Source organism: Qipengyuania sp., from assembly GCF_043423005.1.
Taxonomy (GTDB): Bacteria; Pseudomonadota; Alphaproteobacteria; order Sphingomonadales; family Sphingomonadaceae; genus Qipengyuania.
Genome location: NZ_JBHWMI010000014.1, coordinates 1 through 14,142, shown reverse-complemented (window position 1 = coordinate 14,142; position 14,142 = coordinate 1). Strand labels below are relative to the sequence as shown.

The following is a 14,142-nucleotide window of genomic DNA, read 5'->3' as shown; positions in this document are numbered from 1 at the left end:
GCCTCATCGATGCCCTGCGAGGACTGCGCCGACGGCTGGTACCTGATGGTGATCGGGTCGATGTCCTCGAAGACCGCCTGGATCTCCTCCGGGGTCGCCCCGTACTCGTATCCTTCGCCTGAACCGCCGTCGCCTCCGGCGGAGGAGCCGCCGCCGGCACCGCCCGCGCCCTCGAAGGCTCGCGGCGTCAAGCCCAAGGGTAATCTGGGCGCCGCCATGCAGCGCGACTATCCCCGCGCCGCCGAGCGTCAGCAGATCGAAGGCACGGTTGGCCTGCGGCTCACCATCGGGGCGGACGGACGCGTATCGGAATGCTCGATCTCCAAATCGAGCGGGTCTTCGGTTCTCGATGACGGCGCATGCCAATCGATCCGCCGGGTGGGCCGCTTCGATCCGGCGCTCGACCGTGACGGCAATCCGATCAGTGCGACCTGGACCACTTCGATCGCCTATCAACTCGACTAACGTTCTCGCCTTGCGCGATATCGAAATATCAAAGGGAAAATCTCGCTATGACTCTTGAACTTCTTGCAGCGGCGGGCGGTGCGGCCCCGCAGAACCAATTCGGTTTCATGGAAGCCATGGAACAGGGCGGCATCATCGCCTGGTCGATCTTCGGCATTCTGGTGATCATGTCGGTGGGCTCGTTCTACATCCTCTTCACCAAGCTGCTCGAGCAGCAGAAGATCATGAACCAGTACAAGAACGTGCGCAGCTCGTTCTGGCGCGCCAACAGCCTGCAGGAAGGCTCGAGCAAGCTCGACAAGAACAGCGCCTGGCGCCAGCTGGTGGACGATGCCGTCAATGCCGAGCAGCAGCACTCGCGCATGAACGACAGCCTCGAGGCGCATGACTGGCTGCACGGAACCCTTGCCCGCTCGGAAGCCTCGATCAACTCGAAGCTCGCCGGCGGCCTGCCGTTCCTCGCCACCGTCGGTGCGACCGCGCCGTTCGTCGGCCTGCTCGGTACCGTCATCGGCATCTACCGCGCGCTGATCAACATCGGTCTTGCCGGTTCGGCCTCGATCGACAAGGTCGCCGGCCCCGTCGGTGAGGCGCTCATCATGACCGCCATCGGCCTGCTCGTCGCCGTGCCGGCCGTGCTCGCCTACAACTGGCTGCAGCAGCGCAACAAGCGCATCGCTGAAATGCTGTCGGGCTTCTCGACCGATCTGCTGGCCAACATCAACTCGAAGGGCGCGATCAAGCCGGCGGTGATGACCGCCACGTCGACCCAGCAGGCCGGCGCCGCCGCGCGCACCGCTCCGGCGACTGCCGCCGCGACGACGGGTGCCAAGACGACGACCACGTCGACCAGCCCTGTCACCGGCACCACGACCTCGACGACGACGACCAAGCGCTGAGCCTTGCGGGGGCGGCAATCCGCGGCCGCCCCCGGTTCCCCGCCTACTGCCCAGTATTGAAAGACAGGACTTAAACCATGGCAATTTCGACGGGAGGAAGTGGCGGCGAGACGCCCATGTCCGACATCAACACCACGCCCCTCGTGGACGTGATGCTGGTGTTGCTGATCATCTTCCTCATTGCGGTTCCGGTCGCCATCCAGACTATCGACCAGCTGCGGATTCCGATCATCGAATCCACCGAATCCAAGGATAAGGTCGAAAATCTGTTGCTCACCGTCAGCACCACCGACGAGGCCGGGCGCAGTGCCGGCGATCCGGGCTTCACCGGCGCATCGCGGAACGGCGAATGCCGCGTCTATTTCAACAATATTACCCCGGTCACCTCGGAAGAGCTTTACGATGACGCGTTCGAACGGCTCGACAGCATCGTGAAGCGGGCCGGCGGCGCGGAGCAGATCCTCGAAGATCCGGAAAAGATCCCGCAGGTGCACATTCGCGGTGACGTGCAGGCCCCGTGGCAATGCGTGGCCGGCGCCATCTACAATGTTCAGGCGGCCGGATATCCCACGGTCGGCTTCATTTCCAACCCGGTCGATCCCAACGGCTGACCGGACTGCGGGCCCGCCCCCGGGCCTCCGCGTTATCAAGGAGTAGATCCTCATGGCAATGTCAGGCGGCAAAGACGATGGCAGCCCGATGATGGAAATGAACACGACGCCGCTCATCGACGTCATGCTCGTTCTCCTCATCATGTTCATCATCACCATCCCGGTCGCGACCCACTCGATCGACATCGATCTGCCGCAGCCGAACCCGAACCCGCCTCCGACTGATGTCGAACCGGACAAGAACAAGCTGATTATCACGCCCGATGATCAATTGCTCTGGAACGGCGATCCGATCGAGGATGGCGATCTGGTCAACCTGCTCCAGCAATCGACCCAGATCAATCCGGAGCCGGAACTGCAGTTCCAGCCCGATGCGCTGGCCAGCTACGAACGTTCGGCGCGGGTGCTCGAAATCATCAAGGGTTCGGGCGTGACCAAGTTCGGCTTCGTCGGCAACGAACAGTATCGCACATTCGGCAAGTAAGCCGGCTGCGAGACATACAAGAATCGGGAGAGGGGCGGCCACGGCTGCCCCTTTTCTTGTCAGGCGACGGTTGCCCTACGGGTCAAGCACCAGGCCTTCGACGCGCATCGCCTCGCTCGCGAGGCTTTCCGCCTCGAGCAGCAAGGCATCATCGACCTGGCCCTGCGGCGTCGCCTCGCGCCCGATCATCACCATCACCGGCACCGCCAGCGGGCTGACGCGATCCAGCTCGACATGGACAAGCTGCTCGGCCGCACGGTCGAGAAGGTCGCCCAGCCGCCCCACGTCGGTCATCAGCGTGCGGGCGTCGGCCCACGCCGCCTCCAGCAGCACATGATCAGGTTCGTACTTGCGCAGCACGTCATAGATCAGATCAGTCGAGAACGTGACCTGCTTGCCGGTCTTGCGCTTGCCGGGATGCTGGCGTTCGACCAGCCCGCCGATTACCGCGACTTCGCGAAAGGCCCGGCGCAAAAGGTGCGAATTCTGGACCCAGGCGACAAATTCGTCCCGCAGAATGTCGGGCGACAGCATCGCCGCCGGATCGCCCACCGGCTTCAGTCCCCAGATGGCCAGCGAATAGTCATTGGCGACGAACCCGCCCGGCATCAGCCCCCGGTCTTCCATCCGCTTGGTGATCAACATGCCGAGCGACTGGTTCGCGTTCCAGCCAATGAACGTGTAATAGACCGTGTAGTGCCGCTTGGCGTGGGGGAAGCTTTCCACCAGCAACTGGTTGGGGCCCGGCATCCGGCTGCGCCAGTCCTGCACCTCCAGCCATTCGCGCACGTCGTCCGGAAACCGCGCCCACCCGGCCCGGTCGACCAGCATTTCGCGTACGCGGTCGGCGAGATGGGTGGTCAGCGGCATCCGCTGCCCGCCGTAACTCGGGATGGTCGCGCTCTTGGTGGCCGCGCGAACGAGGACTTCCATATCCTGCACCTTCACGACTTCGAGGCTGATGCCAGCAAAGGCGAAGGTATCCCCCGGCGTCAGCGTGGCGGCGAAGCGTTCCTCGATCTTGCCGAGACTGCGCCCGCCCCGCCCGCGGCCCGCGGTGATCCGCACCTCGAGCATCTCCGTATCGACGATGATGCCGGCATTCATCCGGTGGCGCTGCGCCTGTTCGGGGTGGGCCAGCCGCCATACGCCGTCCTTGTCACGCACGATGCGCTTGAACTTGTCGTAGGCGCGCAAGGCATAGCCCCCAGTGGCAACGAAGGTCAGCACGCGGTCCCAGATCGCTTCGTCCACCCAGGCATAGGCCAGCGACGAGCGGATCTCCCCTAGCAACGCAGCCTCGTGGAACGGCGCGGCGCAGGCGCAGGCCATGACATGCTGGGCCAGCACGTCGAGGGCGCCGGGACGAAACTCTTCGCCATCGCGCTGCCCCTCGTCGACCGCTTCCTTGGCCGCAGTCGCCTCGAGAAATTCGAAGCGATTGCCCGGCACCAGCAGCGCGCGGCTGGGCTGATCGAGCCGGTGGTTGGCGCGTCCGATGCGCTGGAGCAGGCGGCTCGATCCCTTGGGCGCGCCCATCTGCACCACCAGGTCGATATCGCCCCAGTCGACACCGAGATCGAGACTCGCGGTCGCCACGAGCGCTCGCAATTCGCCGCGGGCCATCGCCCCTTCGACCTTGCGCCGCGCCTCGCGGCTGAGCGATCCGTGGTGGATGCCGATGGGCAGATTGTCCTCGTTCACCGTCCACAGGTTCTGGAAGATGTATTCGGCAAGGAAGCGGGTGTTGGTGAAGACCAGGGTCGTGCGGTTCTGCCTGATCTGCTCGTAAATCTGCGGGATCGCCCAGGTCGCCGCATGGCCGCCCCAGGGCACCCGCTCGTCGACGGGGAGGACGATCTCGACTTCGGGCGGTGCCCCTGCCTCGCCTTCGACAAGGGTGACAGCATCGATTTCGCCCCAGGGGGCAAGCCATTCGCGAAACCCCTGCGGATTGGCCACGGTGGCGGACAGGGCCGCACGCTGCACATCAGGGGCAAGCGCCTGCAATCGGGTCATCGCCAGCGCCAGCAGATCGCCGCGCTTGCCGGTGGCAAAGGCGTGGACCTCGTCGATCACGATGCGCTTCAGTCCGGCGAACAGTTCGGCACTGTCTGGAAAGGACAGCAGCAGCGAAAGACTTTCCGGGGTGGTGAGCAGGACATTGGGCGGACGTGTGCGTTGCCGTTTCTTGCGATCGGCAGGTGTGTCGCCGCTGCGCGTTTCCACCGTGATCGGCAGCCCCATCTCCTCGATCGGGGTGACGAGATTTCTCTGCACGTCATGCGCCAGCGCCTTGAGGGGTGACACGTAAAGCGTGTGCAGCCCCTCGGGCGCGGCCGACTGGGCGAGGCGCGAGGGGCAGAAAGCAGCGATGGTGGGCAGGAAGCCGGCCAGCGTCTTTCCCGCTCCGGTATCGGCCACCAGCATCGCATGAAGCCCGGCGTCTGCCGCCTCCAGCATTTCCGCCTGATGCCGCCGCACCCGCCATCCGCGAGCCGCGAACCACGCACTGATTTCTTCCGGGATCGGCGTCTGGCTCATCGGTGCTGGCGAAGATGGGCGGCACAATTGGTTTTGAAAAGCGCCTTTCCACCGATGCCTCGTCGCTGCTCAAGGCCGCGATTTGCGGCGAGATGCATCATTCGAGGGCCGACAGGTGCAACCCTTAACCATGATTATCGGTTGATTTCATGACTATGCGCCACCGACAGGCGCGGTTGCCGTCGTCCCGCCGATGATTGCCGGAGCGGGGCGCGGCACAGCCAACCGGCAGATGAAGGAAGACGATATGGGTCACCGAAACCGCAGTTCGCAATATGGCGACGACAACCGTTACGGGAACGACCGCTGGGGCAGCGATCGCGAGCAGTATCGCAGCTCGGGCCGGCAGTCCGAACAGTTCAGCCGTCAAGGCGGCAACGACGACGATTACGGCTATCGCTCGCAGGAAGGGTCAAGCTATCGCGGCCAGGATCGTTACGGCAGCGGCGGTTCGTATCAATCGCAGTCGCGGGATGATCGCTCCTACGGCCAGTCGGGCAGCTACGGCAGCAATTACTCCGATGATGACGATTACGGCTCGTATGGCGGCTCCAGCCGTTACTCGGGACAGTCGCGAGGCTATGGGCGCTATGCCAATTACGGACGCGACACGGATCACCGCTCGTTCCGGGGTGACGATTACGGCGGGCAGGACTATTCGCGCGGCGGGTATGGCGGCTCGACCGGCGGGTCGTATGGCTCGGGCTACAATCCCTACAGCTCGGGGTCGTTCAACCGCCAGGGATATGGCGATGAGGACCGCGATGGATACGGCAATGATTCGGATCGCGGCTTTCTTGCCCGCGCCGGCGAACAGATCGCCAACTTTTTCAGCGGCGACGACGATGACGACCGGCAGGGTAGCCGCGGCCATAGCGGGAAGGGCCCGTCGAACTATACCCGCTCGAACGAACGTCTGCTTGAGGATGCCTGCGAGCGTCTGACGCGCGACCGGTATGTGAATGCCAGCAACATCACCGTCACCGCCGACAACAATGAGATTACGCTCGACGGGACCGTCGACAGTCGCGAGGCCAAGCGCCGGGCCGAAGACGTGGTCCACAATATTTCGGGCGTGAAGCACGTGCAGAACAACCTGCGGGTAGATGACAGCCGTTCGAGCTATTCCAGCTCGTCGCAGGCAAACTACTCGAGTGGGTCTTCGACCGGATCGAGCACCAGCGACACGACAACGTCCTGATTGATCGACCATCACAAGGAAAGCCCCGGGGTCATCCCCCCGGGGCTTTCTTGTGCGCGTCACGAGTATAAACAGCCAGCCGGCAAATCAGCCCGTGGGTAGGGTGATCGCGTCAGCTCAATGCCCGACGCTTTCGCCCCGTTCCAGCCCAGACAAGGCAAGCTGCCGGTCGATCTGCCCCATCAACCGCCCCAGACCCTCCTCGCTGTCGCTTTCGGCGCGAGCGACGAGGACATCCTGCGTGTTCGAAGCGCGCAGCAACCACCAGCCGTCCGCTGTGTTGACCCGGACGCCATCGGTGCCGTTCACATCGGCATCGGTGCCCGAAAGCCGTGCCTTGACCTCCTCGATCGCGGCAAACTTGCGGCTCTCGTCGACCTGAAAGCGCATTTCCGGCGTGTTGATCATCTTGGGCATCGCGCCGCGCAGTTCGGTGACCGAACGGCCCAGCCGCGCTGCGGCGGCGATCAGGCGAACGCCTGCGTAAAGGGCATCGTCATAGCCGTAGTAATCGTCGGCGAAGAACACATGGCCGCTCATCTCCCCTGCCAGGGGCGATCCGGTTTCCTTCATCTTCGACTTGATCAGCGAATGACCGGTTTTCCACATCAGCGGTTCGCCGCCACACTGGCGAACCCGGTCGAACAGCGCGCGGCTTGCCTTCACGTCGGCGATCACCGTCGCGCCCGGGCGCGTCTTCAGCAAATCCTCGGCATAGATCATCAGCAGCTGATCGCCCCAGATCACCCGCCCCTCGCCGTCGATCGCGCCGATGCGATCCCCGTCGCCGTCGAAGGCCACGCCGAAATCAAGGGATTCTACGGAGACGAGGCTTTTGAGGTCCGCAAGGTTGGATTCGACAGTGGGATCAGGATGATGATTGGGAAAATTGCCATCGACCTCGGTGTACAAGGTGTGATGCTCGCCCGGCAGGCGTGCGACCAGCTTTTCAAGCGCAGGGCCGGCCGCGCCATTGCCGGCGTCCCAGCCGATCCGCATCCCCGCCACGGCGGCCGGATCGACGCCGTCGAGCGCGGTCAGCAGCCGGTCGATATATGCTTCCATGATGTCGCGCTGCTCGACCTTGCCGGTACCGTCGCCCCACTCGCCGGCCGCCGCACGGCGCCCGAGTTCCTGGATGTCCGCGCCGAAAAACGGGCGTCCCTGAAACACCATCTTGAAGCCGTTGTAATTGGCGGGGTTGTGGCTGCCGGTTATCTGGATGCCGCCGTCCACCTCGTCATCTGACGCCTCGGCGTAATAGAGCATCGGGGTCGGACCCATGCCAACATCGACGACGTCGCAGCCGGCGCCCGTCAGGCCCTCGATAAGGGCGTGGCACAGGATTGGCGAGCTGACCCGCCCATCATAGCCGACGGCCACCCGCTTGCCCCCGGCCTCGCGCAACATCGAACCGAAGGTCCGCCCGATCGCCCGCGCATCGTCGGGGCCCAGGGTTTCGCCGATGATCCCGCGAATATCGTATTCGCGCAGGACGGTGGGATCGAATACGTGGCTCATCGAGGGGACTCCGGCTTGGTGGGGGGCGCGTGTGCAAGGAGAAGGTCGCGCGCGGCGTTGAGTTCCTGCAAATCCTCGGTCCGGCCGCCCCGGTCTGGATGGGCGAGCGCAGCCTTGCGCCGGTGCGCCTCGCGGATGTCCGCCGCCGAAGCGACTACGGGAACGCCCAGCAGGAGACGCGCCTCTTTCAGGGCATCGTGCCGCGGCGTGGCGGGGGTAATGTAAGCCCAGGGCCAGCGTCCGGTGACCCAGCGCACACCAATCGCCAGAACGGCCAGCAGTGCGAGATACTTGATCACGCCGCCTCACCTGCGGTCCCCGCCCCGGCCGGTGGAGGCAGCTTGAGCCCGGCGACCAGGCTGCGCAATTCCTGGCGGGCGACGAGATGGCTGGTCCCAAGGTCACCCAGATGCCCCTTGTCGAGCAGGGTCAGCCCGGAGGGGAACAGTTCGCGATAGATCACGCGTTCCGACAGGCCCTTGGCCACCCGGAATCCGACCCGCTTGGACATTTCGCTCAGCGCTTTCTCGATCCGCGCCATGTTGCGGGCCTCGGTATAGCCGGTCCGGTTACGGACCACGACCCAGTCCATCTCTCGGCGCTGCTGTTCGATCTGCGCCCGCCCGCGGCGGATGCGAGCCTCCCAGATAAGTTCGGCATAGAATGACAGCTTGCGCACCTTGAAGCTTTCGCCCTCGACCTGTCCGATAAGATCGAAGTCGACGAAGCTGTCGTTCATCGGGGTAACCAGCGTATCGGCGGTGGTGGCCGAGTGGCGTGCGAGGGGATCGTCGCGGCCGGGCGTATCGATGACGATGAAGTCCGCCCCTTGCGCCTGGCGCGCGATGAGTGCTTCGAAGGCGTCGGGCTCGATCCCCTCCACCGTATGGCCGGCGGCGGTCGGCAAGGTGATCTTGCGACGCGCGGCGGTTTCGGCGCGGTTCTCCAGATAGCGGCACATGGTTCGCTGACGGTGATCCAGATCGAACGCCACCACCTTGGCCCCGCCATAGGCGAGGGCAACCGCCACATGGACCGCCGTGGTCGATTTGCCGGTGCCGCCCTTCTCGTTGGCGAAGACGATACGGTGGGGGGTGGGCGCCATGCGGGGATCTGCCAGGAAGGACTGCGGGAACGGGTTATCGCCCTAGCCAAAGGGTCCGCGAGGAGCAACGCATGGCGGCTGGACAATTCGCCGTCTTCGCGCCTAGCCCGACGCGAAACAGCGCCCATGCGCGGACAATCGGAACGAAAGGGCACGACTTGCGCATCATTACCCGGCTGGCGGACCTGCGTGAGGAAACGGTCCGCCTTCGACACCACGGCACCCTTGCACTGGTGCCAACCATGGGCGCGCTGCACGAGGGCCATCTGACTCTGGTACGCGAGGCGCGGGCGGCGGCGGCAAGTGTGGTGGTTTCGATTTTCGTCAACCCGCGGCAATTCGGCCCCAATGAGGATCTCGACGCCTATCCGCGCCAGCTCGAACGCGACGCACAGGCCTTGCAAGGCGAAGGTGTGACCGTGCTGTGGGCGCCCGAGCCAGGAGAGGTCTATCCTCCGGGCTATGCGACGAACATCAGCGTCGCCGGCGTCAGCAGCGGGTTATGCGGGGGTGATCGGCCCGGCCATTTCGACGGAGTGGCGACGGTGGTGTGCAAGCTGTTCAATCAGGTCCGGCCGGACATGGCCTTTTTCGGCGAAAAGGATTGGCAGCAACTGGCCGTGATCCGGCGCATGGCCCGCGATCTCGATCTGACCTTCCCACCGGTCGAGGCGATCCATGGTGTTGCCATCGTGCGCGAGGCGGATGGTCTCGCCATGAGCAGCCGCAACGCTTACCTTTCTCCCGTACAGCGCACCGCTGCCGCGGCGCTCCCCCGGGCCATGCGCGAGGCGATATCGGCGTTGCAATCAGGCTCCCCCGCGGCGGAGGCGCTGGCCGGGATGCGCAGCAGGCTGGCGGCAGCGGGCTTCGATCCGGTCGACTACGCGGAACTGCGCGATGGCGAGAGCCTGCAAGAGGTGGAGCGCCCCGGACCTGCGACGCGTCTGTTCGTCGCCGCCCGCATCGGGACGACGCGCCTCATCGACAACATGGCCGTTGGGGCGCGGCAATGATGGGAAAGGGGCTGGAGCGGGTAGCGGGAATCGAACCCGCATAGCCAGCTTGGAAGGCTGGAGCTTTACCACTAAGCTATACCCGCCCGGGTCGCCCGAGGCTGCGCAGATGCCACTGTGGGGGGTAAGACGTCAACCGCCTTTTCCGCGCCGCCCGTCCCCCTGACGGCTGAAACGCTGGCTCAGTCCCCTTCGAACGCCATCAGCGTGTGGACGTCAACGCCGGCCTCGCCGAGACGCTTGCGTCCGCCAAGGTCGGGCAGTTCGATCACGAAGAGCGCGCCGTGTACCGTGGCGCCGCCCTGGCGCAGGAGTTCGGCTGCGGCGAGAGCGGTGCCGCCGGTCGCCAGCAGATCGTCGATGATTACGACAGGACTGCCCTGAGGGATGGCTTCGGGATCGAGTTCGAGGCGGTCGTGGCCGTATTCGAGGTGATAGTCGATCCCGATCGTGACGCAGGGCAGCTTGCCGCCCTTGCGGATGGTGATGAACGGCAGGCCGTGGCGGGCCGCGACGGCGGCGCCGAAGATGAAACCCCGAGCCTCCAGCCCGGCAACCGCAGTGGCCGGGCCAACGCGATCGGCCAGCCATCCGACGGTGGAGGCGAAACCCGCGCCATGGGCGATCAGCGGAGTGATGTCGCGAAACTGGATTCCGGGTACCGGAAAGTCGGGGATCGTGCGGACCAGCGCCTGCAGCTGCGTGGCAGTCAGCTGTGCCATGGCGCCGCCCCCGCAACGGCAAGCGCCCCCGCATCATCGCTGACGAGGGGGCGCAGGATCATGCGATAATCGCTGCCGTCAGTCGCGCGATCTGGGCTTCACGGCTGCCCAGATCTGCTTCTTCGACATATAGGCAAGAACCGTCGCGAACAGCAGGAAGATCAGCACCGGCCAACCGGTCTGCTTGCGTTTCACCAGGGTCGGTTCGGCCGTCCAGGCAAGGAACGCGGCGACATCCTGCGACATCTGCGGGATCGTCGCCCTCGTGCCGTCGTCATAGGTGACCTGATCGTTGGCGGTAAGCGGCGGCGCCATGGCAAGGTTGAGGGTCGCGAAATAGGGATTGTAATGCAGCCCCGGCGGCACGGTGAATTCCGGGAACTCCTGCGTCAGTTCGGCAGGCGGCGCCTGATAGCCGGCCAGCAGCGACGCGACATAATTGACGCCGTCGTGCCGCGCCTTGGTGATCAGCGAGAGATCCGGCGGAATGGCGTTGTTGTTCGCCGCAGCGGCCGCCACCGCATTGGGGTAGGGCGAAGGGAAATAGTCGGTCGGCAGACCCGGCCGCAGCGTGGTCTCGCCGGTCCGGGGGTCGATGCCCGGAACCTGCTTGCTGGCCGCAAAAGCCTTGATCTGCGCTTCGTCATAGCCGAGCCCGGCAAGATCGCGGAAGGCGACGAACTTGAGGCTGTGGCATGCTGCGCAGACCTGTTCGTAGACGGTCAGACCGCGCTGAAGCTGCGCCACGTCCCACCGTCCGAACGGCCCGTCGAAGGCGAAGTCGTAGTCTTCGGGATATTTGTGAAACGCGTGCTCTGCGGTTTCCTCGCCCAGCCCTTCGGTGGCGGCGGTGAACGCACCCGTGGCGAAGGCCCATAGCGCGGCGACGGCGAAGAACAGCCCCGCCAGAATCCCGACCAGTCGGACGCTCAGCAATTGCTTCATCGGATCGTATCTCTCTTTCGCGCTCAGACCGCGGGCGACGTATTTTCGCCGAGCACCGGCTTCTTGTCGGAGTGCAGCACCGCATCGGTGATGGAATAGGGCAGAGGCTCGGGCCGCTCGATCTGGGACACGATCGGCAGGATCACGAGGAAATGCAGGAAGTAGTACACCGTCGCGATCTGGCTGAGCATCACGTAAGGCTCTTCAGCCGGCGCACCACCACACCAGAACAGCACGAGCATCGCCGGGATCAGGCCGAACCAGAAGAACTTGCGGAACAGCGGGCGATAATGGCCGCTGCGCACCGGGCTGCGATCGAGCCACGGCAGGAAGAACCAGCACAGGATCGCGCTGAACATCGCGAGGACGCCCATCAGCTTTGCCGGAATGAAGAAGAAGTCCGCAGTGAAGGCACGCAGGATCGCGTAGAACGGCCAGAAATACCATTCGGGAACGATGTGCGCCGGCGTCGAGAGCGGGTTCGCTTCGATGTAATTGTCCGGATGGCCGAGGAAGTTGGGCAGGAAGAAGACCAGCGCGAAATAGAGGATTAGCGCGATGCCCAGCCCGAAGCCGTCCTTCGCCGTGTAATAGGGATGAAAGGGAACGGTATCGCTCTCGCTCTTCACCTCGACCCCGGTGGGGTTCGACGAGCCCGGAATGTGCAGCGCCCAGATGTGCAGGATGACGACGCCGAGGATCACGAACGGCAGCAGGAAGTGGAGCGAGAAGAAGCGGTTGAGCGCAGCGTTATCTGGCGCGAAACCGCCCAGCAGCCAGACCTGAATCGGCTCGCCGACCAGCGGGATCGCGCCGAACAGGCCGGTGATGACCTTGGCGCCCCAGAAGCTCATCTGGCCCCAAGGAAGCACGTAGCCCATGAAGGCGGTCGCCATCATCAGCAGGAAGATGACGACGCCGAGCAGCCAGATCATCTCGCGCGGGGCCTTGTACGAACTGTAATAGAGGCCGCGGAAGATGTGGACGTAGACGACGATGAAGAAGAAGCTGGCGCCGTTGGCATGGGCATAACGCATCAGCCAGCCCCAGTTGACGTCGCGCATGATATGCTCGGTCGTCGCGAAGGCGACCTGCGCGTTCGCGGCATAGTGCATCGCCAGCACGACGCCGGTGATGATCTGCAGGACGAGGAAGAAGCCGGCCAGAACGCCGAAATTCCAGAAGTACGACAGGTTGCGCGGCACCGGATAGCCGGCCCCGATCGCATTGTAGACGAGACGCGGCAGGGGCAGCTTCTCGTCAAGGAACTTGGTGAAGCCGGTCTTCGGCTCGTACTGGCGGGCCCAGGGAAAGCTCATGGTCTTGTCTCTCGTCTCGTCGCTCAGCCGACCCTGATCACGGTATCGGAGGTGAATTCGTACTCTGGCACGACCAGGTTCGTCGGCGCCGGGCCTTTGCGGATGCGTCCGGCGGTGTCGTAGTGCGAGCCGTGGCAGGGGCAGAAATAACCGCCGAATTCGCCCTTCACCTCACCTTCGGCCGCTCCCAGCGGGACGCAGCCGAGATGGGTGCAGACGCCCATCGTCACCAGGATGTCGCCGTGGCCTTCCTTGGTCCGCTCGGCCAGCGTCTGGGGATCGCGCAGGCTGGCATTGTCGTCCCGCTGCGCCGCCGCGATCTCCTGCGGGGTCAGGCGCTTGACGAACAGCGGCTGCTTGCGAAACACCGCCTTGATCGATTGCCCCGCCTCGATGGCCGAAACATCGACTTCGGTGGTGCTGGCGGCAAGCACGTCGCGCGAAGGGGCCATCTGGCTCACCAGCGGATAGACCACTGCGAGCCCGCCGATGCCCGCGGCGCTGAGGGCGGCGATGTCGAGAAAATCGCGGCGGCGGACCCCGTCGGGCGCCACGTCGGCGGCGGTCTGTTCGGGAGTTACGGTTGCAGTTGTATCTGCCATCGGTGCGATGCCTTGCCTGCCTTCATGTGCGCCGCCCGCGAGGCCGCGGGGCCGCGTATTGACTTGCGCTCCGCCCTTCGGCGAACACCGAGAGCGGCCCGGAACCCCGGACGAACCTTGCGTGAAAACCCGCCGGGAATACCGGTTTGAAGGCGGCCTCTAGCTTGATTGCCCCCCCTTGCCAACCGCCATTTTGTGCCCGCGGGGCGGGGCCTGTGGCGCGCCGCCATGCCCTAGGCGAGCGGCAGACCGATGGCGCTTGTCTGGCGGCCGGCAGTCGGCTCGCCGCGGTGGGTGGCGCGGCGGAAGGAATGGAAGCGGCGCGGCTGGGCATAGGTGTCCTGCGCCAGGTCATCGATCATGCCGACACCGGCCCGGGCAAGCCGATCGCGGCAGAATGCCGGCAGGTCGAACTGCCAGTGCCCCGCCCGCCCGGCTGAGAAGAAAGGCTCGTCCGCCGCGCCGAATTGCGCGCGAAAGCCGGCGTCGACTTCGTAGCTCTCGCGAGCAATCGTCGGGCCGATGGCGGCGCGGATATCCGCGCGGTTCGCGCCCAGGTCTTCCATCGCGGCGACCGCGTTGCCGATGATGCCGCCCTGCGCTCCGCGCCAGCCGGCGTGGACTGCGCCGATGATGCCGGCGCGGATGTCGGCAAGGAGGATCGGCGCGCAATCGGCGGTGACGATGTGCAGCACCAGCCCGGCCCGC

At 64.9% G+C, this 14,142-nt stretch carries 15 protein-coding genes, 1 tRNA gene and 1 pseudogene; 6 read left to right on the top strand and 11 right to left on the bottom strand.

The features are described 5' to 3' along the window. A pseudogene (locus ACHFFA_RS03100) lies at positions 1-191 on the bottom strand (hypothetical protein); the annotation flags it as partial. A gap of 25 nt (positions 192-216) precedes the next feature. Here ACHFFA_RS03100 and ACHFFA_RS03095 point away from each other — a divergent pair. The 4 genes from ACHFFA_RS03095 (at position 217) to ACHFFA_RS03080 (ending at position 2,459) form a co-directional block, all read left to right on the top strand. Next, complete coding sequence (locus ACHFFA_RS03095; protein ID WP_394269376.1) at positions 217-465, top strand: energy transducer TonB; 249 nt, start codon at positions 217-219, stop codon at positions 463-465. Between the two features lie 47 nt (positions 466-512). Next, positions 513-1,364: a MotA/TolQ/ExbB proton channel family protein gene (locus ACHFFA_RS03090; protein ID WP_394269375.1), complete on the top strand. Its 852-nt coding sequence runs from the start codon at positions 513-515 to the stop codon at positions 1,362-1,364. A 77-nt stretch (positions 1,365-1,441) separates the two neighbouring features. Beyond that, positions 1,442-1,975: an ExbD/TolR family protein gene (locus ACHFFA_RS03085; protein ID WP_394269374.1), complete on the top strand. Its 534-nt coding sequence runs from the start codon at positions 1,442-1,444 to the stop codon at positions 1,973-1,975. A 52-nt stretch (positions 1,976-2,027) separates the two neighbouring features. After that, positions 2,028-2,459, top strand: a complete 432-nt coding sequence (locus tag ACHFFA_RS03080) for an ExbD/TolR family protein (protein WP_394269373.1) — start codon at positions 2,028-2,030, stop codon at positions 2,457-2,459. A gap of 75 nt (positions 2,460-2,534) precedes the next feature. Here the strand turns inward: ACHFFA_RS03080 and ACHFFA_RS03075 are convergent, their stop codons facing one another. Continuing rightward, positions 2,535-5,003 carry a ligase-associated DNA damage response DEXH box helicase gene (locus tag ACHFFA_RS03075; protein ID WP_394269372.1) on the bottom strand — a complete coding sequence of 823 codons (2,469 nt, stop codon included), beginning with the start codon at positions 5,001-5,003 and terminating at the stop codon, positions 2,535-2,537. A 232-nt stretch (positions 5,004-5,235) separates the two neighbouring features. Here ACHFFA_RS03075 and ACHFFA_RS03070 point away from each other — a divergent pair, with 232 nt between their 5' ends. Next, positions 5,236-6,204 (top strand): BON domain-containing protein, encoded by a 969-nt coding sequence (locus tag ACHFFA_RS03070; RefSeq protein WP_394269371.1) that lies wholly within the window; start codon positions 5,236-5,238, stop codon positions 6,202-6,204. Between the two features lie 117 nt (positions 6,205-6,321). Here ACHFFA_RS03070 and pgmG read toward each other — a convergent pair whose 3' ends face one another. From pgmG to ACHFFA_RS03055, 3 genes are read right to left on the bottom strand one after another with little or no spacing between them, the layout of a single operon-like run. Further along, a complete protein-coding gene (pgmG, locus tag ACHFFA_RS03065; RefSeq protein ID WP_394269370.1) occupies positions 6,322-7,725 on the bottom strand; it encodes a phosphoglucomutase/phosphomannomutase PgmG in 1,404 nt (467 codons plus the stop codon). Continuing rightward, the gene (locus ACHFFA_RS03060; protein ID WP_394269369.1) at positions 7,722-8,024 is read right to left on the bottom strand and encodes a J domain-containing protein; all 303 of its coding nucleotides are present in this window, start codon (positions 8,022-8,024) and stop codon (positions 7,722-7,724) included. The genes pgmG and ACHFFA_RS03060 overlap by 4 nt, the downstream gene beginning before the upstream one ends. Then, a complete protein-coding gene (locus tag ACHFFA_RS03055) occupies positions 8,021-8,830 on the bottom strand; it encodes a division plane positioning ATPase MipZ (RefSeq protein ID WP_394269368.1) in 810 nt (269 codons plus the stop codon). The genes ACHFFA_RS03060 and ACHFFA_RS03055 overlap by 4 nt, the downstream gene beginning before the upstream one ends. Before the next feature lie 158 nt (positions 8,831-8,988). On the opposite strand from ACHFFA_RS03055, the gene panC reads away from it, so the two are divergent. Continuing rightward, entirely contained in the window at positions 8,989-9,846 is an 858-nt protein-coding gene (gene panC, locus ACHFFA_RS03050; protein ID WP_394269367.1) for a pantoate--beta-alanine ligase, read from the top strand. Positions 9,847-9,858: 12 nt separating this feature from the next. On the opposite strand, the gene ACHFFA_RS03045 is transcribed toward panC, so the two are convergent. The 6 genes from ACHFFA_RS03045 to ACHFFA_RS03020 all read right to left on the bottom strand — a co-directional run. Then, a tRNA-Gly gene (locus ACHFFA_RS03045) sits at positions 9,859-9,932 on the bottom strand. Between the two features lie 96 nt (positions 9,933-10,028). Beyond that, the gene (locus ACHFFA_RS03040; protein ID WP_394269377.1) at positions 10,029-10,559 is read right to left on the bottom strand and encodes an adenine phosphoribosyltransferase; all 531 of its coding nucleotides are present in this window, start codon (positions 10,557-10,559) and stop codon (positions 10,029-10,031) included. An 87-nt stretch (positions 10,560-10,646) separates the two neighbouring features. Continuing rightward, positions 10,647-11,513 carry a cytochrome c1 gene (locus ACHFFA_RS03035; RefSeq protein ID WP_394269366.1) on the bottom strand — a complete coding sequence of 289 codons (867 nt, stop codon included), beginning with the start codon at positions 11,511-11,513 and terminating at the stop codon, positions 10,647-10,649. Between the two features lie 23 nt (positions 11,514-11,536). Further along, positions 11,537-12,832, bottom strand: a complete 1,296-nt coding sequence (locus ACHFFA_RS03030; RefSeq protein WP_394269365.1) for a cytochrome bc complex cytochrome b subunit — start codon at positions 12,830-12,832, stop codon at positions 11,537-11,539. Between the two features lie 23 nt (positions 12,833-12,855). Then, on the bottom strand, positions 12,856-13,434 hold the full coding sequence (gene petA, locus ACHFFA_RS03025) for a ubiquinol-cytochrome c reductase iron-sulfur subunit (protein ID WP_394269364.1): 579 nt from the start codon (positions 13,432-13,434) through the stop codon (positions 12,856-12,858). A 233-nt stretch (positions 13,435-13,667) separates the two neighbouring features. Next, the coding region (locus ACHFFA_RS03020) for a polyphenol oxidase family protein (RefSeq protein ID WP_394269363.1) at positions 13,668-14,142 on the bottom strand (475 nt) is incomplete at its 5' end.